This window comes from Chryseobacterium pennipullorum (assembly GCF_003384725.1).
Lineage (GTDB): Bacteria > Bacteroidota > Bacteroidia > Flavobacteriales > Weeksellaceae > Chryseobacterium > Chryseobacterium pennipullorum.
The window spans coordinates 374733-401385 of the sequence record NZ_QNVV01000001.1; the positions used below are offsets into that span (position 1 = coordinate 374733).

The 26653-nt window shown below is 38.2% G+C and carries 27 protein-coding genes and 1 pseudogene; 14 read left to right on the plus strand and 14 right to left on the minus strand.

Annotated elements, in window-relative coordinates; translation table 11 throughout:
* Positions 1–207 precede the first annotated feature (207 nt).
* Positions 208–543, minus strand: a complete 336-nt coding sequence (locus DRF67_RS01740; RefSeq protein WP_115926300.1) for a winged helix-turn-helix transcriptional regulator — start codon at positions 541–543, stop codon at positions 208–210.
* 102 nt (positions 544–645) lie between these two features.
* Here DRF67_RS01740 and DRF67_RS01745 point away from each other — a divergent pair, with 102 nt between their 5' ends.
* The 8 genes and pseudogenes from DRF67_RS01745 to DRF67_RS01775 all read left to right on the plus strand — a co-directional run bounded on the left by DRF67_RS01745 (position 646) and on the right by DRF67_RS01775 (position 6380).
* Entirely contained in the window at positions 646–1392 is a 747-nt protein-coding gene (locus DRF67_RS01745; protein WP_165851722.1) for an SDR family oxidoreductase, read from the plus strand.
* Between the two features lie 172 nt (positions 1393–1564).
* Positions 1565–2104, plus strand: a complete 540-nt coding sequence (locus DRF67_RS21750; RefSeq protein WP_228435714.1) for a heme-binding domain-containing protein — start codon at positions 1565–1567, stop codon at positions 2102–2104.
* Between the two features lie 27 nt (positions 2105–2131).
* Positions 2132–2545, plus strand: a pseudogene (locus DRF67_RS21755) (cytochrome P460 family protein); the annotation flags it as partial.
* Positions 2542–2985, plus strand: a complete 444-nt coding sequence (locus tag DRF67_RS01755) for a hypothetical protein (RefSeq protein WP_115926102.1) — start codon at positions 2542–2544, stop codon at positions 2983–2985. The pseudogene DRF67_RS21755 and the gene DRF67_RS01755, both read left to right, overlap by 4 nt.
* Before the next feature lie 140 nt (positions 2986–3125).
* Positions 3126–4139: a sensor histidine kinase gene (locus DRF67_RS01760; protein ID WP_115926103.1), complete on the plus strand. Its 1014-nt coding sequence runs from the start codon at positions 3126–3128 to the stop codon at positions 4137–4139.
* Entirely contained in the window at positions 4120–4878 is a 759-nt protein-coding gene (locus tag DRF67_RS01765) for a LytR/AlgR family response regulator transcription factor (RefSeq protein WP_115926104.1), read from the plus strand. Before DRF67_RS01760 ends, DRF67_RS01765 begins: the two co-directional genes overlap by 20 nt.
* Before the next feature lie 284 nt (positions 4879–5162).
* Positions 5163–5939: a DUF1223 domain-containing protein gene (locus DRF67_RS01770; RefSeq protein ID WP_115926105.1), complete on the plus strand. Its 777-nt coding sequence runs from the start codon at positions 5163–5165 to the stop codon at positions 5937–5939.
* 45 nt (positions 5940–5984) lie between these two features.
* Entirely contained in the window at positions 5985–6380 is a 396-nt protein-coding gene (locus tag DRF67_RS01775) for a DoxX family protein (protein WP_115926106.1), read from the plus strand.
* 335 nt (positions 6381–6715) lie between these two features.
* Here the strand turns inward: DRF67_RS01775 and DRF67_RS01780 are convergent, their stop codons facing one another.
* The 4 genes from DRF67_RS01780 to DRF67_RS01795 form a co-directional block, all read right to left on the minus strand.
* Positions 6716–7708, minus strand: a complete 993-nt coding sequence (locus DRF67_RS01780; protein ID WP_115926107.1) for an MBL fold metallo-hydrolase — start codon at positions 7706–7708, stop codon at positions 6716–6718.
* A 101-nt stretch (positions 7709–7809) separates the two neighbouring features.
* Positions 7810–8811, minus strand: coding sequence for an aldo/keto reductase (locus DRF67_RS01785; protein ID WP_115926108.1), 1002 nt, complete (start codon positions 8809–8811; stop codon positions 7810–7812).
* An 89-nt stretch (positions 8812–8900) separates the two neighbouring features.
* The gene (locus DRF67_RS01790) at positions 8901–9806 is read right to left on the minus strand and encodes a helix-turn-helix domain-containing protein (protein WP_115926109.1); all 906 of its coding nucleotides are present in this window, start codon (positions 9804–9806) and stop codon (positions 8901–8903) included.
* 196 nt (positions 9807–10002) lie between these two features.
* Positions 10003–10446: a hypothetical protein gene (locus tag DRF67_RS01795; RefSeq protein WP_115926110.1), complete on the minus strand. Its 444-nt coding sequence runs from the start codon at positions 10444–10446 to the stop codon at positions 10003–10005.
* 152 nt (positions 10447–10598) lie between these two features.
* Here DRF67_RS01795 and DRF67_RS01800 point away from each other — a divergent pair, with 152 nt between their 5' ends.
* Entirely contained in the window at positions 10599–11879 is a 1281-nt protein-coding gene (locus DRF67_RS01800) for a hemolysin family protein (RefSeq protein WP_115926111.1), read from the plus strand.
* A 178-nt stretch (positions 11880–12057) separates the two neighbouring features.
* Entirely contained in the window at positions 12058–12345 is a 288-nt protein-coding gene (locus DRF67_RS01805; protein WP_115926112.1) for a GNAT family N-acetyltransferase, read from the plus strand.
* On the opposite strand, the gene DRF67_RS01810 is transcribed toward DRF67_RS01805, so the two are convergent.
* Positions 12346–13443, minus strand: a complete 1098-nt coding sequence (locus DRF67_RS01810) for an MBL fold metallo-hydrolase (protein ID WP_115926113.1) — start codon at positions 13441–13443, stop codon at positions 12346–12348.
* Between the two features lie 172 nt (positions 13444–13615).
* Here DRF67_RS01810 and DRF67_RS01815 point away from each other — a divergent pair, with 172 nt between their 5' ends.
* Positions 13616–15154, plus strand: a complete 1539-nt coding sequence (locus DRF67_RS01815; RefSeq protein ID WP_115926114.1) for a S41 family peptidase — start codon at positions 13616–13618, stop codon at positions 15152–15154.
* Between the two features lie 63 nt (positions 15155–15217).
* Here the strand turns inward: DRF67_RS01815 and DRF67_RS01820 are convergent, their stop codons facing one another.
* Positions 15218–16846, minus strand: a complete 1629-nt coding sequence (locus DRF67_RS01820; RefSeq protein WP_115926115.1) for an NADP-dependent glyceraldehyde-3-phosphate dehydrogenase — start codon at positions 16844–16846, stop codon at positions 15218–15220.
* Between the two features lie 154 nt (positions 16847–17000).
* Between DRF67_RS01820 and tpx the strand changes: the two genes are divergently transcribed.
* Both tpx and DRF67_RS01830 read left to right on the plus strand, forming a co-directional pair.
* Entirely contained in the window at positions 17001–17573 is a 573-nt protein-coding gene (gene tpx, locus DRF67_RS01825) for a thiol peroxidase (protein WP_115926116.1), read from the plus strand.
* Positions 17574–17723: 150 nt separating this feature from the next.
* On the plus strand, positions 17724–19694 hold the full coding sequence (locus DRF67_RS01830; protein ID WP_115926117.1) for an AAA family ATPase: 1971 nt from the start codon (positions 17724–17726) through the stop codon (positions 19692–19694).
* Positions 19695–19720: 26 nt separating this feature from the next.
* On the opposite strand, the gene DRF67_RS01835 is transcribed toward DRF67_RS01830, so the two are convergent.
* From DRF67_RS01835 to DRF67_RS01855, 5 genes are all read right to left on the minus strand, one after another.
* Positions 19721–20488, minus strand: a complete 768-nt coding sequence (locus DRF67_RS01835; RefSeq protein ID WP_165851723.1) for an NAD(P)-binding domain-containing protein — start codon at positions 20486–20488, stop codon at positions 19721–19723.
* An 82-nt stretch (positions 20489–20570) separates the two neighbouring features.
* Complete coding sequence (locus tag DRF67_RS01840) at positions 20571–21149, minus strand: hypothetical protein (protein WP_123912694.1); 579 nt, start codon at positions 21147–21149, stop codon at positions 20571–20573.
* 218 nt (positions 21150–21367) lie between these two features.
* Positions 21368–22129 carry an MBL fold metallo-hydrolase gene (locus DRF67_RS01845; RefSeq protein ID WP_115926120.1) on the minus strand — a complete coding sequence of 254 codons (762 nt, stop codon included), beginning with the start codon at positions 22127–22129 and terminating at the stop codon, positions 21368–21370.
* Positions 22130–22355: 226 nt separating this feature from the next.
* A complete protein-coding gene (locus DRF67_RS01850) occupies positions 22356–22898 on the minus strand; it encodes a Crp/Fnr family transcriptional regulator (protein WP_115926121.1) in 543 nt (180 codons plus the stop codon).
* A gap of 16 nt (positions 22899–22914) precedes the next feature.
* A complete protein-coding gene (locus DRF67_RS01855) occupies positions 22915–24900 on the minus strand; it encodes a urocanate hydratase (RefSeq protein WP_115926122.1) in 1986 nt (661 codons plus the stop codon).
* A gap of 1 nt (position 24901) precedes the next feature.
* On the opposite strand from DRF67_RS01855, the gene DRF67_RS01860 reads away from it, so the two are divergent.
* On the plus strand, positions 24902–25243 hold the full coding sequence (locus DRF67_RS01860) for a hypothetical protein (protein ID WP_115926123.1): 342 nt from the start codon (positions 24902–24904) through the stop codon (positions 25241–25243).
* A gap of 50 nt (positions 25244–25293) precedes the next feature.
* Here the strand turns inward: DRF67_RS01860 and DRF67_RS01865 are convergent, their stop codons facing one another.
* Positions 25294–25587, minus strand: coding sequence for a hypothetical protein (locus DRF67_RS01865; RefSeq protein WP_115926124.1), 294 nt, complete (start codon positions 25585–25587; stop codon positions 25294–25296).
* A 63-nt stretch (positions 25588–25650) separates the two neighbouring features.
* On the minus strand, positions 25651–26622 hold the full coding sequence (locus DRF67_RS01870; RefSeq protein WP_115926125.1) for a 2-hydroxyacid dehydrogenase: 972 nt from the start codon (positions 26620–26622) through the stop codon (positions 25651–25653).
* Between the last annotated feature and the right edge of the window lie 31 nt (positions 26623–26653).

The following is a 26653-nucleotide window of genomic DNA, read 5'->3' on the forward strand; positions in this document are numbered from 1 at the left end:
TTTCGCATTGATATAGATAAAAAGCTCCTTTTTTTAAAGGGGCTTTTTTTGTGGGAGGATTATTACTATTCGTAATTTAAAACCACCCCGTCAAAAATTCTTTGAATTTTCGCCACCTCTCCAGAGGAGGGAATAATAAACACATACTTACTCATCAAAGTCCGACGTCTCCCTAATTCCTACAACCTAATATCTGCCACCTCTCACCTACCTATCCTCCACAATCACTCTCCTATGCTCCCTTCCCCAATTGATCATTTCCTGAATGATATTTCCAAAAGTTCGGCAGTATTCTGTGGGTTCATATTCTATTAAAACAGGTGTTTCCGGGTAAACGGTGCGTTTTACCAATTTGTTCAGCTCCATATCTTTCAGCTCTTTTGAAAGCATTCTGGTGGTAATTCCGGGAATGCTCCGCTCAATTTCCCGGAAACGTCTGTTGCCGTTACAGATTGAATTGATCACAGGAATTCGCCATTTCCCTCCAATAAAATAAAGGGTATCCTGCAGGGCTCTAAGTTCTTCGGTCTGATCTCTTTCCATAGTTGCAAAGTTAAGTGATATCATGAATGATATTGGTATACTCCGTGATACTGGTTACAAAAGTATACCAATTTGAAATAACTTTGTCAAAAAAATTTTACAATGAAAAAATTAAGTAATAAAATAGCTGTTGTAACAGGAGGAAACAGCGGAATTGGATTTGCCGCGGCCAAAGAACTTATTTCAGAAGGAGCAACGGTCATTATCACTGGAAGACGAAAAGAAGCTGTAGAAAAAGCAGCCCAGGAACTTGGAGCGATTTCGTTCATTGCAGATCAGGCTAACCTTGATGATATTGATTTATTGAAGAAGGAAGTGGAGAAACAATTTGGAAAAGTAGACATTCTGTTCGTCAATGCAGGCATTACAGGAAGCCTAACGCCAATTGAGAATATGGATGTTGAAAATTTTGATCAGGTGATGAATATTAATTTCAGAGGAGCTTATTTTACATTAAGCAAATTCATTCCTTTATTGAATGACGGAGCTTCTGTTGTATTTTTATCATCCATTGTGGCTTCTACTTATAGCCCCAACAGTTCAGCGTATCAGGCAAGCAAAGCTGCATTGAACTCCATTGCAAAAACAGCAGCGGCAGAACTGGCTCCAAGAAAAATCAGAGTGAATATCATAAGCCCCGGTCCCATAAAAACTGAGATTATGAGCAAAGCCGGTCTTGATGCAGAAACTTTGAAAGATATTCAAAATCATCTCATCGATCAGATTCCATTGAAAAAAATGGGAACAGCTGAAGAAGTTGCCAAACTGGTTATTTATTTATCAGATGATCAGATTTCAAGTTATGTCACAGGAACCGAAATTGTGATAGACGGTGGTATTACATTATAAATAACAGATCAATCAAATCCCGGTAACACAATTACCGGGATTTTTCTTGTTAATTTTCAGGGCTAAAAATTCCGGATTCACCTTTTAATTTGTCCGGATTGGCCTTTTTTTCATTTCACCTTACAGAGTGACCACTTACTTTTGATTCGGAAAATTAAAAACAATACTCATTATGGATACCGTAAAAAAAAGAAAAAATCCTATTGCTATACTATTTCTGGCAATGCTGGGAGTTTTGGGAGGACTGCAGTTATGGAATCAACCATTGGAAGGAAAACCGGTTACAAAAAAAATAGAAGCTCCCAGGGAAGTGATCAGTATTCTTGAAAACTCATGCTTCAGCTGTCATTCCAACCAGCAGAATCTAAGTTGGTATGATCAAATCGCTCCTTTTTCCTGGGCTGTGAATAAAGACATCAAGAGGGCCAGAGAAGTTCTGAATTTTTCAGAATGGGAAAAAAAATCTCCTGCTGAACATAAGGGAAATATGTATGCAATTCTCAATATGATGCAGAGCGGGAAAATGCCTCTTCATGAATACACACTTCTGCATCCTTCAGCTAAGATTACAAAAAAAGATATTGAAACCATCAAAAAATATACGCTCTCATTATCTCCGGTAAATCCGGCAGCTCAACATAAAAAAGAACCTCAACAATCCCCAACATCATCTGCTGCAGCCCCAACAAAGCTTCCGGTTTCGCCCAATTGAGTTCAGTATACTCCTGATTTCAAAAACTGGAAAGTCATCAGTATGAGTACGCTCTTTGACAACTCCATCCGTGTCATCTATGGAAATGATATTGCTGTACAAGCTGTGGAAACAGAAAACTTTCATCCATGGCCAGACGGAAGTATTGTTGTAAAATCCGTGTGGAAACAGGAAGAACTACCGGACGGGGAAATCAGACCAGGAAAATTTATCAATGCTCAGTTTATGGTAAAAGATTCCCAACAATATCGGGACACTGAAGGATGGGGATTTGCGAAATTCTCTGGAGACGACCTCCATCCAACAGGGAAAAATGCCTCTTTCGCCAAAGAATCATGCATTGCCTGCCACAGGCAGCTCGCAGAGAAAACAGGGTATCTTTTTGATGTTCCTATGAAAGTAAATACTCAAAGATTAATCCAAAATTTAGAGAAGAAATGAAAAATACAATCCTCATCTTATTGGTAAGCCTTATTTGTCTTACTGCTTGCAACAAAGAAAGCAATGATAAAGACAGTGCCCTTTCAAGAGTTGTTTTCGATCCGGGCCCACTCAAATTTATTTCAAACTCATTAAATCCCAAGAAAAAAACCATGTCCGCTTTATATGGTAATAAAAAAGCTTTAGAGTCTTTATCAAAGGAAAGCCAGACACCGGAAGCAGGCGCTTTGATGAAACTGGTCACCTGGAAATACCATGATAATCCTCAATATATCGGTGGAACTATTACCGGGGAATTGGTAAGCATAGAAACCATTCAGGCTGATGATGCCGGGGGAATTTCTTATGATGTTAGAAATGATATGGCCGAAACCACGTTCCCTAACAAGGCAGAAAGAATACAGTATTTCATGAGTTACCGTCCGGTCAGCAGACCATAAAGCACCATTCAGAATTACTTTGTGATACTCTCTCTGATCGTGTCTGTGAATAGTACTTTGGACAATTTTCCATTTCACTATTGATCATAATATTATCAGTAAAAAACATTAATTTAACCTTTTTTAAATCAGCAGATTTCATGCAAGAGCAAAAAGTAAAAATATCACAGGCCATTATCTGGATCAGCTCTGTCTTTCTGGGCATTCTATCCTCCGTACCTCAGCTTGCTTCCCATCAGTTCAACTGGAAAGAGGCTATGGTAAACTCAGCGATTACAGCGGCCTTTTCTGTGATCATGTGGTATATTAATATTTATATGCTAAACCGCACGAAAAAACGGAGACAGCATATCTCCTACTCAAGACTGATGGTGGTTCTTGCTTTCGGGATGGTGATTATGTTTGGGCTGGCATGGATTCAGCAACTGATTCTCTCCCATATAAATTTTGGACCGGTTATGCTGATGATTGAGGTTCGCGGAATTCTAATCAATCTGGTATGCTATATGTTCCTGAATCTTCTTCAGAATAACTATACCGGTCAGCAGGTATTGCTTGAATTGGAAAAGGTAAAAAGTGATAATCTGGGGGCTCAGTACGAACTATTAAAACAACAGATCAACCCTCATTTTCTTTTCAACAGTCTGAACACCTTAAAACTGATGGCAGAAACACATGATGAGGAAACGGTTGATTTTATTGTAAAACTTTCTGATTTTTATAGATTTACTCTTGAAAGCAGAAAATTAGATTTGATCAGTATTCAGGAAGAAATGAAAATCGTAGATGCGTATCTTTTTCTTCAAAAGGCGCGTTTTGGAGAAGGTATCCTGTTCACTAATCAACTTGGAGAGGAAGCCACAGCAACTCTTATCCCGCCTTTTACGCTTCAACTGCTGGTAGAAAACTGTATCAAACACAATATTGTTTCTCAGAGTAAACCTTTGCATATTAAAATATATACCTCCGGCGATACCATTACCATTGAAAATGCTATACAGCGAAAAATAAATCCTGAAGATTCATTGGGAGTCGGACTAGACAACATTAAAATGCGGTATAAGCACTTGCTGGAAAAAGACATTACAATTAATTCTGACGAAAAAACTTTTCAGATAAAACTACCATTAATTCATGAATATAATCATTATTGAAGATGAATTCAGGGCTGCAAAATCCCTACAGAGTTTAATATCAGATTTAAAACCCGACTCGAAAATACTGGGTGTTTACGACAGTATTGAAACTAGTATTGAAGGTTTAAAGGAGCTCCAGCCCGATCTTATTTTTATGGACATCCATCTTTCGGACGGACTCTCATTTGAAATTTTCAAATCGGTGGACATCAGCTGCCCCATCGTTTTTTGTACTGCCTTTGATCAGTATATGCTGGATGCCTTTAAAAGCAAAGGAGTTGATTACGTTCTAAAACCATTCTCCAGAGAAGATATTTCTGAAGCCTTACGAAAGGTTGATGAACTGAAAAAATTCTTTCGGAAACATGATCTCCCCGATCTGGAGTTGTTGATCAGGAAAATCAACCCACCCTCTGGTAAAAGCAGCTTCCTGGTTTTTAAAAATCAAAAATATGCCACAATTCCTACCGAGGAGGTTGCCTACTTTTATATTCAAAATGAAATGACGCATCTGGTCACATTTACCAAAGAGCAATTTCCGCTTACACAACCTTTGGGTCAGGTGGCGGAGCAGGTTTCTGACAAGCAATTCTTTAGAATCAACAGGCAGTACCTTGTTAATTTCAAAGCAATTAAAGAGATGGAGCATTATTTTCAACGTAAAATCTTGGTAAAACTTACCATTGAAACTCCTGAAAAGCTTCTTATTAATAAAGAAAAGACCCATAGTTTCTTCACCTGGCTGGAGGACAGATAGAAGAGTTATGTAGCTGCAGGTTGGATACTGGAAGTACTTTTAGTCAGTTACAATAAACAGATGCATTTTGAGATATAGTATACCCTTGATTGTCATGATCAGGGTTTCTTTTATTTAAGGTTCTATAACACTCCACAAAATTCCTACATCCCTCATCCTTACTTCAATCTAAAATATATTTCCCTTCACGATTTTCCCGATTCACGTTTTAATTTGTCCGGTTAATCCTTCTTTATATTCTTTTGCCTTTACAGAGTGTCTACTTTTGAATCAAATTAAAAGATATGATACTAAAAAATGTAATGACAGTAAGTGCTTTTACGGCCTTATTGTTTGCTGCTTCAGCATTTATCCATCAACATAAAATGCCAAAAACAGAACAGCATTCAACACCGGAAAATAGTGGTTTTGCTGTTTTGGAACTGTTCACCTCAGAAGGTTGTTCGAGCTGTCCGGCAGCAGAAGAACTGATGGGACAAATTGAAAAAGAATATAAGGACGAACCTGTTTATCTTCTCTCGTACCATGTTGATTACTGGAATCGCCTTGGATGGAAAGACCGGTTCAGTAATGCTGAGAATTCACAGAGGCAACAGCAGTACAGCCGTATCTTAAATTCACAGGTTTATACCCCTCAGTTGGTTGTCAATGGAAAAACGGAATTTGTGGGCTCTGATGAAACCAATATCAAAAATACAATCCGGGAAGCCTTATTCTCCTCTAAAAAAACAAATGTTGCATTATCGGCAAACGTTTCTCAGAAGGAAATCAATGTACAGTATAAAACCTCTGCCACTGATCTTAAAAATATACTTCTTGTTAATCTGGTTGAAAAACATTCTTCTACCCAGGTAGGAAAAGGTGAGAATGAAGGCCGTCATCTGCATCACTGGCAGATTGTTCACAAGCAAAATCAGATTTCACTGAACAAGCAGGCGGAAGGAACAACAACATTTAAACTTCCGGAAGGCTTTTCTCCTGAAAACTGGGAAGTAATAGCTTTTATTCAAAATCCAAAAACGGGAGAGATATCAGGATCAGCAAAAACAATTTTCAAATAATTTTCACATAATATATTAATAATAACAACTAAAAATAATACTACAATGAAAACAAAAACAACAAAAATCATCTATTGGGCAGGCGCTATTTTTATGTCATTATGGTTCGGAGCCAGTGGTTTCTTTGAACTCACAAAAAATCCTGTCGTATGGGACATTACTCAACAACTTGGCTATCCGTCTCATTTTATTTATATACTGGGAGTTTTTAAAATTTCAGGTGTTCTTGTTCTTCTTCTTCTTCCTAACAAATTAATGAGGTTGAAAGAATGGGTATTTGCAGGAATGTTTTTCGATATTATTTTTGCTTTCTTTTCAAAAATTGCGGTACTGGGTTTTCCAACTACAATAGACGCAATAGTCGCTTTCTCTGTACTTACAATGACTTATCTGATGTTCAGAAAGCTGTATTCTACCGAGCTGGTATTTGGAGAAGCTTAACGGTAATAAACTCTAATTTTTCTTATGTATAAAAACAGATCCTCTCGTTGCCCGGGAGGATTTGTTGTATATGTTGATGATTAATAAGTTTTGGCTAAAGCCGGATGAGTAAGTATTTATTGAAAAAGCGGACTAAAGTCAGCTATTGATTGAATCCCTTTTATAAACCACCCCGTCAAAAATCCTTTGAATTTTTGCCACCCCTCCAGAGGAGGGGAATGCCAAGCACTTTATGACGATTGGTTAAGATGATATTTTCCTTATTTAAAATTTCTATTTGTCGCACTTAATCCTTAATCCCTGCAACCTATTACCTACTATCTGCCACCTATTACTTAATTCATAAAACTTTCGGGGAGCCATTCAAATGCTCCTGATTTTGTTTTTGTAAAGCCTAGGCCCGGCCAGGGTAAATGATAGGCAAATGCTCTGGTTTTGGTATCTGCCAAGTGTTTCAGGAGATCTTTCCTTGAAGCGGTAGCAAGATCAAGATCAGTATCACCGAAGTAACCCCATTCAGGATGTTGGAAAAGAATGACATCGGAATGAACCAAATCTGCAATGTAGATTAGCTTTTCATTTCCTGAAGAAATGGTTGTCACCGTTAAACCGGGAGTATGACCGGGAGCCAGCTGAAAACCGAAATGGTCATAAAGCGGATTATTAAGATCATAAAACTTAAGTTTCGGCTGAATGGTTTTCAGAATATTTTGAACAGCAGGAATAATCTGATGGAGTAATTCAGGCTGCTTTTTCAAACCACTATTATTAAAATCTTTGATAGTAGCATTCATCCAAAAGTCATGTTCAATTTCTGAAATGAAAATACTGGCATTCGGAAAAACCAGATTCTGCTTTTTGTCAACTACGCCGCCAATATGATCAGGATGGGCATGGGAGATAAAAACATCTGTAATATCTTTTGGTGAAAAGCCTGCTTTTTGGAGACTTTTTAATAAAAATCCGGTTTTTTCATCAGCAAAAATACCCATTCCGGTATCTAACAGGATGAGTTTATTCTTTGTTTTAACCAATAGAATATTCATGGCCATATCAATATAATTCTCCGGTCTGAAATTATTCTTAAGGATTAATTTCAGCTCAGAAACAGTTCCTCTGGGAGCAAATGCATTGAGATTTTCTTCATGAATATATCCGTCTGTAAGAACAAACAGTTCCAGCTCTCCAAGCTTCAGTTTTTTAAAGCCGGAAAGATCATCGATTGTTTTTTGAGGTATTTTGGGAGTTTCTGCCAGTACACTGGACAAAGGAATCATACTTAATATTCCTGCCAGTAAACCATTCTTTAATAGTTCTCTTCTGTTCATAAATTAGTTTTTTTCATTAATTATACATTCTCGGTGAGAATAATAACAAAAAAAATTGAGCTCCCATCATAAGCAGGAACTCAGTTTTTGTATTGTAGTCTTTAGTTATTCACCAGTTTCATTGAGCCTTCGGTGTATCTTTCCCCTACATTTGGGTATTTTTTCAGAATGGCATCAATGGTATCCAAATCTGATTGGGAAAGGTCTATTTTGACGGCCGCAATATTTTCTTCCAAGTATTTAATTCGTTTGGTACCCGGAATCGGGATGATATCGTCTCCCTGATTCAATACCCAGGCAAGGGCGAGCTGCGTTCCTTTTACTCCTTTAGAAGCTGCGAATTCATTAATTTCGCTAGCCAGTTTGGTATTATTTTCAAGGTATTCTTTCTGATACCGCGGTAATGATTTTCTGAAATCATCATCTCCAAGGTTCTGCGCATCTTCGATATTGGCAAAAAGCCCCCTGGCCAGCGGTGAATAAGGTACTAAAGATATTCCCAGTTCCCGGATAGTCGGTAGGATCTCTTTCTCGACATCTTTGGTAAGGATAGAATATTCTGACTGTAAAGCCGAAATCGGATGAATCTCATTGGCTTTTCTGATTGATTCTGCTGAAGCTTCAGATAGACCGATGTATTTTACCTTCCCTGCTTTTACAAGTTCCGCCATGGCCCCTACCGTCTCTTCTACCGGAACGTTCGGATCCACCCTGTGTGCATAGTAAAGGTCGATCGTATCGATTTTTAATCTCTGGAGGCTCAGATCTACAGCCTGCCTGATCCATTCGGGAGAACCGTCAAAATAAGTTCCGGGAGCGCCACTGTGGCTGGCTTTGCCATCTTTAAATCTGAATCCGAATTTTGTTGCAATAAAGATCTTATCCCGGTTCGGGACCAAAACTTTTGAAATCAGCTTTTCATTTTCTCCATTGGCGTACATATCTGCTGTGTCCCAAAAATTCACCCCGAGATCCAATGCCTTATGTAAAGTTCTGATACTTTCCTGCTCATCTGCGGGGCCATAAGCAAAGCTCATTCCCATACAACCTAATCCTATCGCAGAAAGCTTTTCACCTGTTTTTCCTAATGTCTTAAATTTCATAATGGTTTGTGATTTTAATTTTTACATGACAAAATTAGAACATGTACTGGCTACTCATGATATAGAATTCAAACTAAGAATTATAAAATTCAAACAGGATGTGTTCGCAATGCATTGGGGGTAGTTCCGGTTTGTCTCTTAAAATAATTGGTAAAATAGGCAGGTTCATCAAAACCCAATCCATAGGCTATTTCGGAGATATTCCAATCCGTATGTTTTAACAAGGCATTAGCTTCCTGGATGATTCTTGCTGTGATCTGCTGGCTGGTGGTTTTTCCTGTAGCCTCTTTTACAGAACGGTTTAAGGAGTTCACATGAATAGAGAGACTCTGCGCGTAGTCATTGGGTGTTTTTAGCTTGAGAAATGCCTCAGGACTGTCGATGGGAAATTGTCTTTCCAGTAATTCCATAAATAGTGAGGCAACTCTTTGTGAGGCATTCTGATAGGGTTCAAAATTTTCTGCCGGCTGCATTTTCATGGTTTCATGGATCATCAGGTAAAGGTAGGCACGCAGCATATCATATTTATGAATGTAGTCCGACTGAATTTCGGTCATCATTTTGATGAAAATATCCGAAATGATGTTTTGCTGTAGCCCATCCACGAAAAAAACCGGGGTTCCGCCAATTTTAAAGAGCTGAGATTCCTGAAGGGTTCCCAGGCGGCTTCCGTTTTGCAGAAACTGATCTGTAAACAGGCAAAACCACCCCTCCTGCTCATCATTATCGGCTTCCCAGGAATACGGAATGATAGGATTGGAAAATAACAGTGCCGGACGGTCTACATAGATCCATTTATCCGCATAGTGAAGTTTACCTTTTCCTATGATCAATGAAATTTTATAATAATCCCTCCTGCTGTAAGGGCTCAGCAATGAACATTCTTCCCTGGAGAATACATTGAAGTGTCCCATACCACTTGTTCCCACACAGGGAAACCCCAGATTGGGGGCGTATCTTTCGTAAAAACTTTTGACTGATTCGCTTTCTTGCATTTATCAAAATTATAAAATTCAAACAGATGACTGTGTACTTTAAATATATTTTTTTAAAATTTTTTTAAAATATGGATGTCAGGATCTATCAAAAGAGACTTCCTTACCGCAAAAGGCTTCATAACGTATTTTTATAATACAAACGACTGACAAACCTGCCAGTCATTTCAATTAAATTGTTGAGAATGGTATACACCTAGTCGTTATGACCATGGTGTTTATGTTGTTTTTTATAGCTTTTTGCTCTCTCTTTATAGTATTTTTCTTTTTGTTTACGGTATTTTTTATAATCATTTTTATTTCTGCCATACACAATCACCGGATTTTGTCCTCTATAGTATTTCTTTTTGAATACCATATATTTTTCTCTTCCGAGAATTCTCTCCAGTTCAGAATATCGGTCGCCTCTCCACCGTCCCGGATCTACGACATACACTCTGTTCCAGGTGTCATAATCACGGTAGCGGTCATTCAGCGAATAGACCTGATTAGCCTGTGTTGTCGAAAGCAGCAGGTCAGCAACCACAGTCTGCCAGTTGATATCTGTAATGCTTCTTCTGTAATCGTTATAATAATCTGACTGGGCATAACTCATACTGAATGTACCCATCAGTAATGCGGTAATCAATAACTTTTTCATTCCAATTCACTTTTAAATTAAACAAGAATGACTCCTCAATTAAAGTGCCAAATATTCAATGATAATCCTAAGTTCTGTTAAAAAAATCATAATCTAACGAATACCATTGAAATATTATTTACATTTATATAGAATCAATAGATGTATTCATCATGGAGATCCTCATTATTATTTTTCTTATTTTTTTAAATGGTATTTTTTCAATGTCTGAAATGGCGGTGGTCTCATCAAAAAGTTTTAAACTGAAAACGGAAACCAAAAAAGGAAATTCAAATGCTAAAGCTGCTATGAAGCTCTCTGAAAATCCCAACCAGTTTCTTTCTACCGTACAGATCGGAATCACATTGATCGGAATTCTTCTGGGAATTTATTCAGGAGACCGGCTTACTGCAGATCTGGCGGATTATATTAAACAGGCAGGCATATTTCCCGAACATTCCCACGGCATCGCTTCTTTCCTGATTATAGCAGTCGTCACCTATTTATCGATTGTTTTTGGAGAACTGGTCCCCAAAAGACTGGGCTTAAAGTTCCCGGAAAAGATTTCAATATTCATCGCAAAACCCATGTACTGGCTTTCGCTTCTGGCTTCTCCTTTTGTATGGCTTCTTTCTATTAGTAATGAAGCCGTCTTAAAACTTTTTGGTATTCAGACTCATGAAAAAGAGGCGATTACTGAGGATGAAATAAAATCAATCATCCGTGAAGGAAGAGAAGGCGGAATCATTGAAAAAAAAGAGCATGACGTATTAAGAAATGCCTTTGAGCTTGGAGACCGAAAAGTAAATTCATTGTCTACTCACCACTCGAAAATTGTTTCTGTAGATATCGATGACAGCTATGAGACGGTACATGGAAAGATCAGCAACAGTCTGTTTTCAGCCTATCCCGTTACGGAGGGCAACAATCTCAATAATATTATCGGAATTATTAAAGTGCGGGATTTGTTTAACCAGAAGCCGCAGGACTTTCATTTGAAAACAATCCTGAAAAAAGCAGTTTTTGTAAGTGAAAACTCGTTTATATACCCGCTGATGGAAAATTTCCAGACCAATAAATCCCATATTGCCATAGTCATCGATGAATATGGAAGCACCAAAGGGATTGTTACTTTAAATGATATTCTAGACGACCTTATCGGTACGGTTTATACTACTTCTGGGGAGGAGGAAGACATTTTTCAGCGCGATGAAACCTCATGGCTGATCGATGGAAAATGTTCGCTTCATGATTTTAGAAAATACTTTAAAGTGAGTATTGATGAAGAAATACAGAAAAAATTTGTCAGTGTTTCCGGGTTGTTCTTTCATCATACAGATACCATTCCAAAGACCGGAGATCGTATGGTGATAGGAAATCTTACCCTGGAAATTGTAGATAAGGACGGAAACAGGATCGATAAAATTCTTGTAATCAAAAATGAAGATGAATAACAAAATCAATGGGAAACCACTGAAATACGGAGGAAAATTTTTCGCTTTTCACAATTATAAAATTCGTTAAGATTCCCGTAAACTGTTATTTTATATCATTTAATTTTGTAATTTTAAGGAAGAGAATGCCTTCGGGAGCTCTCAAAATTATTTTTTAATCAATCAAATCTCAATAATTATGGAAAATATAAAGTTTACAGTATCTCCATATCAGGATGAATTGCAGCTACTTATTGACGAAAAAAAAGCAGGCTATATGTCCATAAAGGTTGATGGAAGACTGCTGATTGTATATTATACCAAAATGGATGAGCAGCTTGAGGGAAAAGGATATGCAAAGCTATTGCTGGACGAGCTGGTACGCTACGCAGAGGAGAAAGATTTGCTTGTAGACCCGGAATGTGACTTTGTACGCCAGCAGTTCGAAAATCACCCGGTAAGGTATAAAGATATCTGGCATGCCTGATCAATCTTCCCACCAGTCTCTAAATTGCTGACTGGGATCATTAAGATGAACCACCTGCCCAATCATGGGAGTAAGAATTGGCAGTTCTTTTTCTTTTCCAAGTTCCGCTATCTTTTGTAAAGGTTCATTCCATGGATGAAGAGCCAATGCGAATTTGGATGTATGCACAGGAATAACGCGTTTTGCTTTAAGATCAAGACCAGCCTGAATAACCTCTTCTGGTAAGGTGTGGATATATCTCCAGGCTTCTCCATATTGTCCATTTTCAAGAATGGCATAATGGAAGGGGCCGTACTTATCTCCTATCATTTTAAAATGGGAATCGTAGCCACTATCACCTCCTAAAAAGATCTTTTTTGTAGGTGTTATCAGAACATAGGAAGTCCATAATGTATCATTCTTTCTGATCCGCCGGCCGGAAAAATGTCTGGCTGGACTAAAAACCAGCTGTATGTTATTTTTCAATACCACTTCTGCTCCCCATTCTTCTTCAATTAAGCTGCTCTCCGGGTATCCCCATCTTTCCAGATGTGCTCCTACTCCCAATGGTAAAATGGCCATGCCAGTTCGCTCCCTGATAGATTGTACGGTGGGATAATCCAGATGGTCAAAGTGATCATGAGTAATGACCAGATAATCGATGTTTGGAATATCTTCCGGTGTATAAATATCTGAACCTTTGAATGCCTTATTGAAATATTTGAATGGAGAACCATAGGCACTCAGGACAGGGTCAATCAGAAAAGAAACTCCATTCGTCTGCAGGTAATAGGATGAATGCCCCAGCCAAATAAATACATCTTCATTTTTGTCGATCGTTTTCAGGTCCGTGTGGAGAGCAGGAATCGGTTTCAGAGGCTTTAGCAAGGGATCTTTTTTTCCCAAAAAGAAATCGTAGGTCACTCTTGACATTTTGTGGCCTTCAGCAATAGAAGGGGTATAACTGATGTTTTGGAATTGTTTGTTTTTATAGAGTTTTGATTGTCTGATACGCTTCAGTCTTTTTCCTTTCGGCACGGCACCGAATGCTTTCATATTCATCACCAGAAAAAAAGTAACGGCCAAAACAATCACCGAAGTGAGGATCCAATATATCATGTGCAAAAATAAACTTCAAATGTATTGACTTTTGTTTTTAAATGAAAATATGTTCGGGCCCGCTCTATTTTTTTAACTAAATTTATCATGTGTCCAGGAAAATTTATTATTCATTTAAGTGATGATTAATTTTAATCTTTTTATTTTAGCGGACTAAAAAAACTCAAAAAAATTGAAAAATTATTCGGTCATATTTCTTCTCGCTGTGCTTTCGTCGTGCGCATCTATCAAAAGGCATAACGAACAGCGGGCATCATGTATTGCGCCGGAGCAACTGAAAGAGGATGTGGATTATGCCTACTTGAAACTGCAGCAGATGCACCCCCAGCTCTATTGGTATATTCCCAAACAGGAACTGGACCGTAAGTTTGACAGTCTTAAGCTGACGATCAATGATTCTCTTACTCCTCTTCAATTTTATTTTAAAATTCAGCCTGTGATAGCAGGAATCCGCGAAGGACATCTTTCACTAAGAATTCCCAGAAGAAAATTTACTAAAAAGGAAGTTAAGAACTTAGAAAACACCAAAGGACTGTTTAGCCGTTTTGAGTACTATATTAGCGGCAATAAAATGTTCATTATTGAAAACAGGGAATCGGTACAAAATATAAAACCCGGAACTGAAATTCTGAGCATCAATTCGACCCCTGTTTCCGAATACATCAGGAAATACAGAAACCTGATCAGCAGCGATGGTTATAATACAACCTTCCAGCCTTATTTTTTAAAGGATTTATTTTTTAATTTCTATACGGCAGAAAATGGCCTCGCCAATAAAGCGGTTATAGAAACGCTGTATAACGGACAAAAGAAAACCTACACCTTAAGAAGGGAATCGAAATCCGAAATCGACCTTAGCAAAGATAAGGCAATGAAAAAACGGACCCAGGAAAAGAAGCTGAACGATTATGTTGCTTCCAGCAATTCGTATAACAGAAGCTTCAAATTTCTTGATAAAGACAGCAGCGTAGCCTATATAAAGGTAAAAAGCTTTTCAAGGGACTACTCGGATGAGTTTTATAAAAAGACTTTTGCAAAGATCAAAAATGCCAATTCTGCCTATCTCATCATTGATGTCCGCAACAATTACGGAGGCTCTCTTCATGAGATCAATAATCTGTATTCATATCTTTCTAATCAGCCTTTCACCCTGATAAAGCCATCCCAGGTGACTTCGAAAGGCACTCCCCTAAGAACCAATTACTTCAGGAAAAGCACTCCATTGGATTTTGCATTCAAGAGCCTTGCCTATCCGAGTTATTTTTTTGCACAGGCCTTCAGCACGTACAGAAAAGACGGAAAAGTATTTTATAAAATGAAGGCTGACAAGCCTACAAAACCAAAAAAAACAGCTTTTCAAGGGAAAGTTTTTGTGCTTATCAATGGTGGCAGTTTTTCGGCATCGTCTATCATCACTGCAAAGCTCAAAAGCGACAAAAGAGCCATTCTTGTGGGTGAAGAGACAGGAGGAGCCAATGACGGAACAGTAGCCGGCTTTTATTCTTACCAGAAACTTCCAAATTCCAAGATCAGTTTTCCTATCGGGCTGCTTCTTGTACAACCAAACATCAATTTTTCGGATTCCCAAAAAGGCGTGGTTCCCGATGTGACAATCGTGGAAAGCATGCAGGATATCATTGATAAAAGGGATCCCCAAATGGATTGGATCAGAAGTGAAATTGCAAAAGAAAAAGAGAAAAGAGGACAGTAAAAAAAGTTTCGGCGGGCTTTCAGCCCGCCGAAACTTTTTTTATCCTGTATACCTCATCTGAAATCAGAATATATAATCCATGCTTAAGAAATTGGAATCATGCTCTCTGACAATGGTATTTAATAATTCTTTATTGGATTCGGTCAACTTTGCGGCGACCAGAGATCTGATGGAAAATGAACGGAGTGCATCAAAAACGGAAAGGGTTCCTTCTGCACTGTCTTTTCTTCCGGTAAAAGGAAATACATCAGGGCCACGCTGTGCCTGGCAATTGATATTGACACGGCTTACCAGATTGACAAACGGATCAATGAGTGCGGCGACCTCTCTGGGGTCTTCACTGAAAATACTTACCTGCATTCCGTGTGATGCATTGACCTGATATTCTATAGGCTCTTCAATATCTTCAAACGGAACGACAGGAATCACCGGACCAAACTGCTCTTCATGATACAGTTTCATGTCACTGTTTACGGGATAAACCACTGCCGGAAAGACAAAGGATTCTTCGGTATGTCCACCCTCACTGTTCACAACCGAAGCTCCTTTTGCCACAGCGTCATCAATACATTCCTTCAGGTAAGGCGGCTTATTCACTTCCGGAAGCGGAGTTACCTTCACACCCTTCTCCCATGGCAGGCCTGGTTGAAGCGCAGAAACAGCTTCACTTAACTTTGCGGTAAATTCTGCGGCCACTTCTTTCTGTACAAATATCAGCTTCAATGCGGTACAGCGCTGTCCGTTAAAAGACAGGGCTCCCAGGATACATTCACTGACGGCGACATCCAGATTGGCATTTTTGGTTACAATGGCGGCATTTTTAGCATCCAGACTCAGAATAGCTCTTAAACGGTTTACCTTAGGATGCAGCTTTTTCAATCCGTTGGCCACCTTACTTGATCCGATAAAGGCTAATACATTAACCTTTCCACTTTCCATAATCGGCGTAATAATTTCTGAACCTTTTCCATACAGCGTATTCACTGTTCCTTTAGGGAATGCTTCTTTAAACGCATTCAGTAATGGGTAATGAGCTAAAACACCGTGCTTTGGAAGCTTGAACAAAATGGTATTTCCCATGATGAGTGCTGGAATCAAGGTGGTGAAAATTTCATTCAAAGGATAGTTGAAGGGCCCCATACTGAGGACAACACCCAACGGAGCCCTTCTGATCTGTGCAATGGTCCCTTCTGCTTCCTGGAAACGGGAAGACTCCCTGTCCAGATCTTTGAGTGCATCGATGGTCTGGTTGATATAATCCACGGTACGGTCAAATTCTTTGGTAGAATCGGCAAAGGTTTTTCCGATTTCCCACATCAGCAGCTTTATCACCAGGTCCCGTTGCCCGATCATCAGGTATACAAACTTTTGCATACACTTGATTCTACCTTCTACAGACATAGTAGGCCACTCGCCAAGACCATTATCATATGCTTTTACACAAGCGTCAAGAACCTCCATTGCTTCATCAGGCCCGATATTCGGAATACTGCCCAGCAGTTTTCTCTTCAGTCCATTTTCCGTAGGAATACAGACCGGCGAATAGATATTTTGTACTTCTCCTTTCCATTCTACCAGCTCGCCATTGAGAAGGTACACTCTCTGATGGATTTCAGGAACTTTATATTCTTCAGGAATTTCATTTTCACTTTTAAAAATATTCTGAAACGAAAAGCTGTTTACTGAATTCATAAGTATCTTTTTAATATTTTGAAAAATAAAGTTAGACGTAAAAATTGATTTTAAGAATACAGATTTAATAGATTTGCTCTATTTGAGAGCTGTTTGAACGAAAATTAATCCCGGCGTCAAAAAAAAGAATAATTTTGTCAAAAATAATTTTTCAATGTTTTCAAAAATAATCTTCAGCACCTTATTCTTCATCTCGGCAATGGGTTTTGCCCAAAAGACTAAAACACCCAATACCGTCCTGATGAAAGGAGAACCTGTACGCACTTATTCCAAATTACCGGCGCTTCATAAACCGGCTCCCAAATTTACCCTGACGGATGTTCATATGAATGACCAGACCCTGGAGTCTTTCAAAGGGAGATATGTGATTCTCAACATCTTTCCAAGCGTAGATACAGGAGTTTGCTCGGCATCTGTCCATCATTTCAATGAAGATGCGGCCAACCTTCCCAATACCGTTGTCCTTTGCATTTCTAAAGACTTACCCTTTGCACAAAAAAGATTTTGTGGTGCAGAAGGAATTGACAATGTAGTGATGCTTTCTGATTTTCGTTCTGATTTTGGATGGAACTATGGGGTAGAAATGATCGATTCACCGATGAAAGGACTTCTCAGCAGAGCGGTTGTCGTTATTGATCCTTTGGGAAATATTATTTACGAAGAGCAGGTACCTGATATTTCGCAGGAACCAAATTATGAGGCAGCTATTGCAGCAGTAAAGAACTAAATTTTTGTTCTAAAGATATTCTAGATCCTCCAATGATCTCTGATCATTGGAGGATTTATTTTAATTGATTACGGGTTCCCGTAAATATTACAAATGAAGTAAATGTATTTTTGAAATTAATTAAAACGATAGTTCACTAAATATCTTAATATGGTAATAGGATTATTTCAAAGACATTTTAAAACATATAAAGCTGCAAAATATATTCCTTTTGGAATTAATGAGTTTGAAAATTTCAATCTTTTTATTGGTCAAAATGGAGCAGGTAAAAGTTCAATTTTAGAAAGTTTAAATTGTTTTTTTAATAATTCTGAATTCATATACCACACAAGTGAAAAAAAATCAGATGCATATATTGCACCATTATTTTTAATAAAAAAAGATGAGCTTTCTAAATATGACAAAAAAGTTCAACAAATAATACCTATTATTTCTAATGCTCTGTTAGAAGTAAATATTTCACAATCCAATTATAAACCTTATGAAAGTTTCAAGGATCAACAGACCTTTTTAAAAACTTTAAAGGATACTCATTTCATATTCTCAATTGCATTTTGGCCCCAAACTGATAATAGCAACCAATCATTTTTCGCATTTGATAGTCTCATTAAAAAGAAAATACAAGAATTAGATGATTTTAAAGACCAAAAAGTTTATCAATCAACTACAAGTAAATTAAAATTAGATATCCTTAACAAATATAAATTTCTATATATACCTGTTGAGACATCCATTGATGATTTTTTACGACTAGAATCAAAAGGCATGCAGGATTTAATGAGTGAAGATGTAAAAAAAAGAATTGAAAACGTTCTTAATAAAAAGCACCCTATTGAAATAGACACTGATAGATCTCAGAATAAAACTATCCTTGAAATAATTAATAATGATTTGGAGGTGTTTATTAAGGAAGTCGAAAAAACAATACAAGATATTGATAAGGAGTATGATTTCGCAAAAGAATACAAGGCTAAAACCAAATTAACAGCCAATCATTTATCTGATGTAATGATTGAAACTTATTTTTCAAAAAGAAAACTAAAAAAAAATGGAAAACAAATTAAATATCTATCAGCAGGCGAGAGAAAAAAAGCATTAATAGATATTGCCTATTCATTTTTAATACAAGAAGAAATAAAAAAAAACAAAATTATACTTGCTATTGATGAGCCCGAATCATCTTTACATATTTCAATGTGTTATGATCAATTTGAAAGGCTTCAAGAGCTAGCTAACAATTTTGATATCCAGATGCTTGTAACGACTCACTGGTATGGTGCATTACCAATAATCGAAAAAGGAAATTTATTTCATATTGATAATAAAGCAGACAATGTCGAAATAAGTCAATTTGCATTCCGTAATTATTTTGAAGATGTAAAGGGCACATCAAGTGATATACATTTTAAAAGCTTTTTTGACTTATCTTCTGCTATAATAAGCTCGTTGAGAATAAAAAGTAATAATTGGCTTATTGTAGAGAGTGAGGAAGACAAAAACTATATTAAAAAACACATAGAAAAAGTAAAGAATTTAAAGATTCTTCCTGTTGGCGGATCTGCAATTGTTAAGTTATTATACAATTATTTATATGCACCAATATCTCACAATGCTGAAAATTCAGAATTAAATGGTAAAATATATTGTTTAATTGACACTGACTTTCAAGGAATTGGGATAAAGGATTTTCAAGACGATCATAAAAATGGATTACTTAAGATGAGACGGTTACAGGTAATGGACAATCAATCAATTGAATTGCATAAAATTACTACTGATATTAAATATCCAACGGAGATAGAAGAAGCTTTAGATCCCAATGGTTTTTATGAAGCTTTGAGTAATATAATTAAAAACTCTGGCAGAGAAGATATACAAGGAATTTTTGGAAAGTTTAAATTTGATGAGAAATCAAAAAACAGTTTTATTAAAGGTGATAATTCTATTATTTTTCCTGATTCCTCACAAAATATAGTAGGAAATCCCAAACATTTAAAAGATGAAATAGCAAAATTCATTGATGAAAATAAAAAAGCAATCTGTGAAGAATATTGCAACCTCACAAATCTAAAAAAACCGGAATGGATTACTAAGATAGAAGACTTCTTTCAAAAAAAGTAAATATTACTGGTAAACATCCACTATTCCTAAATACTTTCAAGATGAAAATACCGTGGATCAGGATAATGAAATTCAAAATTCAGATCTGAAATCAATTTTGAGGGAGATATCGTCCTCCCCTGCGTGGTGCGGCTTCCTGAGTAAGGCAGATCTTTCTGAGCACTGATGATCTCTTCTTTATTGGGATGAACAGGCGCCACGACATTATATACTTTGGATTGAGATTCGTTATTCAGCATTTTCTCAACAACCGTACAAATGTCCGCATAATGAATGTGATTGACCAACTGTTCCAGATTTGAAATATTATAATTTTTCAATAGCCGCTGATCTCCCATCAGTCCTGCCAATCTCAAAATATTGACCTGAGGAAACCTGTTTTTAATGAAATTTTCACTGGGAACCTCATCTGCGGAACGGTCCTCTTCTATAAATTCCTTTTCCAGATCCGGATACACTCCCGTAGAACTCATCAGAAAGAGCTGGCCCTTGTAATCACCAAGGAATGTCAACAGATTTTCATTTCTTTCCTTCAATGAAATTTCAGCGCCCCTTACGCCTGAAAAGGGAACGGTAACAATTACTGCATCCAGCTGTGAGGTGATCTCCCATTCTGCTATGGTTCCGGTGATATCATCAGGAAAGCTTACTTTTGTGACGTGATATCCTTTATCCGATAAGTTTTTTATTTTAGACTCTGACGTGGTGGTTACGAAGATTTCATGCTGCGTGGCTAACCGCTCCGCCATATGGGTACCCAGCCATCCACAACCAATAATTCCTATTTTTTTCATGTTGTTCATGTATTAAACTATTTCCTAAAAATAACCGGTCATCTAAAAACAGGAATGCTCAAAAATCTGTCTTTTTCAGTAGTTATCTTCTGTATTTTCTCTTTGTCGTGATCAGGATCACTCCGTTTTTACCCTTTTTACCAAATTTTTTAAGAGCTTCTTCGGGGGAAAGAGTATTTACTGTTTCAATATGTTCAGGCTTTACCTCTTTCATTGCCTGGTCTGAAATCTCTTTACGGTCCAGTAAAATCATTGGTTTTTCTGCAGGCCTGGAACGAGGAGCTCCTATCATAACCCGCGTATTGGTCTGAACGGGCTGACAGATAGCAACTTTACCAATCTGTTCGCTTACTGCTGCTACCTGACGGGCAGCCGGAGGTTTTATTTCCTGTGCTTTGACTGACGCTAAGGTACTGCTTACTGCCCAAAATCCCAAGGCCAAAGTAATAGCAATCGAAAAATTCAGGTTCTTTCCCAGTTGATCTTCGCGGAATCTCCCACAGAGATCATCATTTAATGTAAAGCTATCAGCCAGTTCCCGATCTGTAAAACCGGTAAAGTCGTGGACTGTTTTGGAACAGACTGAACAGAATCTTCCTTTTTCATCAGCGCTCATATTTTCCCAGTTCTCATGACAGGGTTTGGGGATGGTAATTTTCATAGTTTCCTTTTTCTTATAATGATGCATTAATGACAGAAAAGGTTGTAGCGCACAATAAAATTTGTTTCAGACGTCAACTCATAAAGCCAAAAGTATTTGAATACCTATGGCTTTACCCAAAACTCACTCTACATTTTGGTTAAAGCCAGCTGTATGACCGTAATAGAAATGGATAAAAAGCACATTTTACTGCTTCCAGCTACCGCAAGTGGTGACCATTAAAAATCTGTCAGCGTTTCCCCATCCTTCAAAATCATATATTCCTGTCCCAGTTCCTCTGAAACTCTTTCCAGATCTTCCTGACCAAATACCTGAGGAATATAGCATCTTTCATGGGCAAATAAATTATAATGTATCGGGATCAGCTTTCTGGCGTGTAAAAGGCGGGCTGCCGCAAAAGCTTCTTTCAGATTGAGAGAAGCGGGAACCGGGCTGTATTGTAATCCTATGACTTCAAAATTGACAACGACTCCATTGGCAGGCAAAAATGCATAATCAATATCAGGATTCTCTTTTCCCAGCTTCCAGAACTGGTTGTGCCAGATGGTATCACCGCCATGGAAGATTTTTGTAGTTCCATCATCTACAATCCATGAAGACTGTATTTCTCCTACACCATCCATCGCAAACACCGGTTTGAAGGTTATCCCGTCCTCCGTAAAAGTTTCGTTGAGATCCAGGGCAATAATTGTTACGTCGCCTACAACTTTTTTTACAATAACCTCCAATCCTGTATATACAATCAGTTTTCCGTCGTTCTTTAAACACTTCCTGATGACTTTCTTATCAAAATGATCCAGATGCATGTGGGTAAACAGGATGTAATCTGCCTGTATCTTATCTGAAAATTCTATAAGACCCTCTACAGCATCACCCAAAACGGGCTTATAATATGAGAAGTCTTCTGCAGCGTCTATGAGGATTGTTTTGTTGTGAGCACTAAGCCGGATCCCGGCCCAGTTTAACTTTTGTATTTCCATGTTCTTTTTTTTAACAAAGGAAAAGACTTGCGGAAGACAAGACAATAAACAAAAGATAATTAATGAAAGTATTGAAGTTGGGAGATGGAGAATGGGAGTTACTGAGGTGATAGAATAACTATATCTCTTTTTTTTATTTGAAATGATTAACCAATTGAATGATTAAAACTTACAGAGAATCTAAAGACTGAGAGTAACTTCCAACTCCCTGCTCCCCTCTTCCAGCTTACATAATCCTTTTTCTGATCCTGCTTAAAGAAATAGGTGTGATCCCGATGTAAGATGCGAGGTATTTTAAAGGAATATTCTGAATATAATGGGGTTTGTTCTTCAGCAGATATTCATACAGATCCTGAGGAGTATTTTTCAGAAGAAGCATTTCCCTTTTCATCGCTGCATTCAGCTTTCTGCTCAGGTAATAATTCTGAACGAAACGGCAATGGGGATTGAAGGCAAACATTTCCTTCACCTCATCCAGGGTAATTTCCCAGGCCAACCCTTTATTTAGGGACTCATAAACAGCATCAGAACCTTTTTCTTCAACGGTGAAAATATCTCCGGGAAAGTAGAATTCCGCACAAATTTCGGTTTCAATTTCCGATGTGCTGCTGATATAATATTTCCGGACAATGCCATCTTCTACAAGATAGGCTTTCTTGTCCGGAAATACAGTTTTTTTTGAAAACTCAACTTCCGCAAACTTCTCCCATACAGGATCATGATCCTCTACATTGAGATGGGCAAATAATTTTTTATTGATTGTTGCCAAAGTTGAATGGTATGTATTACAGTAAATTTTCGTCTACCAGATTCGGAAGAGTCACTTTCAGGTTGGGTTCTGCTTCCATGGCTCTTTTAATGGCAAAAATAGCACCTTCGTTTCTTGCCCAGCTTCTTCTTGAGATTCCGTTGTTTACATCCCAGAAAAGCATAGATTTCAGTCTCCTGTCCGCATCATCGCTTCCATCAAGCAGCATTCCAAAACCTCCGTTGATTACTTCTCCCCAGCCTACTCCACCACCATTGTGAATAGACACCCAGGTTGCCCCCCGGAAACTATCTCCGATCACGTTGTGAATGGCCATATCAGCAGTAAAACGGGAACCGTCATAAATATTGGACGTTTCTCTGTACGGTGAATCTGTTCCGGAGACATCGTGATGATCTCTGCCCAATACCACAGGACCTATCTCTCCGTTTTTAATGGCTTTGTTGAAAGCCTCAGCAATCTTCATTCTACCTTCTGCATCTGCATACAGAATCCTTGCCTGGGATCCTACCACCAATTTATTTTCTTGAGCGCCTTTGATCCATTGGATATTATCTTTCATCTGCTGCTGAATTTCTTCAGGAGAGCTTTTGATCATATGTTCCAATACCGAGCAAGCGATATCGTCTGTTTTCTGCAGATCTTCAGGATTTCCGCTGGTACATACCCAACGGAATGGTCCGAAACCGTAATCGAAACACATAGGGCCCATAATATCCTGAACATAGCTTGGATATTTGAATTCTCTTCCCAGTGTAGGGTTTTCTGCCATCACGTCTGCTCCTGCACGAGAAGCTTCCAGCAGGAAGGCATTTCCGTAATCAAAGAAATACGTTCCCTTCTGAGTATGTTTATTGATGGCTGCCGCATGTCTTTTCAATGTTTCCTGAACTTTTTCTTTGAATAACTCAGGATTTTCGGCCATCATTGTATTGGATTCTTCAAAAGTCTGTCCAACCGGATAATAGCCACCAGCCCATGGATTGTGAAGGGAAGTCTGATCTGACCCGATATCGATTCTCAGGTCTTCCTGAGCAAATTTCTCCCAAACTTCTACAATATTCCCCAGGTAAGCCAGGGAGACCGTTTCTTTATGAGCCTGCGCATCTCTTACTCTCAGTACCAGAGCATCAAGATCTTCATGGATCTCATTCACCCATTTCTGATCGTGACGGATCTTGGTGATCTTCGGGTTTACTTCTGCACATACGGTAATACAGCCGGCGATATTCCCTGCTTTAGGCTGAGCGCCACTCATTCCGCCTAGTCCGGAGGTTACAAAAAGACCTCCCTGCGGTTCTTTTTTAATTTTTCTGAAAGCATTTAAAACCGTGATTGTTGTTCCATGAACAATTCCCTGCGGTCCAATGTACATATAGCTTCCCGCCGTCATCTGCCCGTATTGGGTTACTCCAAGCGCATTAAACTTCTCCCAGTCATCCGGTTTCGAATAATTCGGGATCATCATTCCGTTGGTCACCACTACTCTTGGAGCATCTTTATGGGAAGGAAAAAGCCCCATTGGGTGTCCTGAATACATGACCAACGTCTGCTCATCCGACATTTCAGACAAATATTTCATCGTCAGAAGATACTGCGCCCAATTGGAAAAGACCGCACCATTTCCGCCATAGGTAATCAGCTCATGAGGGTGTTGCGCTACAGCATAATCCAGATTATTCTGAATCATCAGCATGATGGCTTTTGCCTGTTCGGATTTTCCGGGATAGTCTGAAATGGGTCTCGCTTTCATCTCATAATCCGGACGGAAGCGGTACATATAAATTCTCCCATAATCTTCCAGCTCCTGCTTAAATTCAGGGATTAACTCAGCATGAAACTGAGGATCAAAATAACGCAGTGCATTCTTTAATGCCAGCTTTTTTTCTTCCTCGCCTAAAATTTCCTTACGCTTCGGAGCATGGTTGATGTTGGTCTCGTATGGTTTTTGCTGTGGCAGCTGATTGGGAATTCCCTGCTGTATCTGTTCTTGAAATGTCATATTGCTATTTAAAGTTCTATGTTTAAACAATTTTTTAAGTTTTAAAGATATTCAAATTAGGAAATATAGACAAGTAAAAGGGAAAATGGCTTATGGCTTATGGCTTATGGCTTATGGCTTATGGCTTATGGCTTATGGCTTATGGCTTATGGCTTATGGCTTATGGCTTATGGCTTATGGCTTATGGCTTATGGCTTATGGCTTATGGCTTATGGCTTATGCAAAAGTATTGAATCTGCATATCATCACATTTTGTTCACTTACTATTATATTTGGAATAGCACACCTGCAATCTCATTCTCCAAAGGGAAATGGTCCCCACATATTAACTCTTATAATATAAAAAAACCTCACTGTAATTCAGCAAGGTTCATTATTTACGGGTATGCCTTATTATGTTAAAACATCATCATTTTCTTCTTCATGGTCATCTTCATTGTCACTGAGACTCCAATAATTATTTTCTTCATCTTCTTCTCCTATTTCTTCCATAGCATCATCGTCTTCTGCGCCCGGGATGTCAAGTCCTTTATCAATTTTATCATCGTCTTCATCTTCATCAAAAATAGGGTTGCCATCGCCATCCAGCGAAATGTGTTTTTCTTTTTTAAAAATATCCTCGTTGGAATCGTAATCCATTTTTTCCAGTTCTCTGTTTTGCTCATTAATATTATCTTCTGGTGCCATAATCTAGTGTTTTAATATTTATATATTCAGAACAAAAATAATTCCAAGATGGTATTCGATGCCTTAATAAACTTCAGGATTGGCACAATGTGGCATCTTTTCTCCTTTAGAAAAAGCAATAATATTTTCTGCGGCCAGCCTTGCCATTCCATTCCGGGCTTCGATGGTAGCAGAACCTATATGCGGAAGCACACACACATTTGAAAGCTCCAATATAGGATCATTTTCAGACATGGGCTCAGGATTGGTCACATCAAGCCCTGCCCCCCAGATCGCCCCATTGACCAATGCTTCGTAAAGATCCTGCTGCTGATGAAAGCCCCCTCTTGCGGTATTGATAAAAATAGCATTGGGTTTCATTTTTTCAAATACTGAACGATTAAAAAGCTCTTTCTGGTCAGGCGTAAAACTGGCATGCACACTAAGTACATCTGAATGGGCAATCAGTTCTTCAAAGGATACATACTGTGCCTGCAGCTCTTTTTCGGCTTGCTCATTCTGATGGCGGTTATGGTATATGATGTTCATATCAAAAGCCTTTCTGGACTTTTCTGCCATTTCAAAACCAATCCTCCCCAGTCCGAAGATCCCTAAAGTTTTTCCGTAAAGCTCCTGTCCTAATGCATGTAACGGATCAAATGTTTTCCAATTGCCCTCTTTTACTTTCTGAAAATTATAGCTTGCTCTTCGGGATACCGACTGCATCAGTAGAAAAGCGACATCAGAGGTGGCTCTGCTCAAAACATCCGGTGTATTTCCTACAGGAATATTTCTTTGATTGGCTTCCTGAATATCAACATGGTCAAAGCCCACTGAATACAAGGCAATCGCTTTAATATTGGGACAAGCTTCAAAAAATTTCTTATCGTATTTAAAATCGCTCCCTATACTCAAAATAGCATCAGCGTCCTGACAGTACTTCAGCCATTCTTCATAGGAAAGATCATCATGTTCCGGAAGGATTACCTCTAATCCAGCCTCTTCAAGCATTGTGATTCCCAGCTCCGGAATCCTTTTATTGATAAAAACTCTCATAAATATCCGTTAATCTGTTTAAATAAAAAAC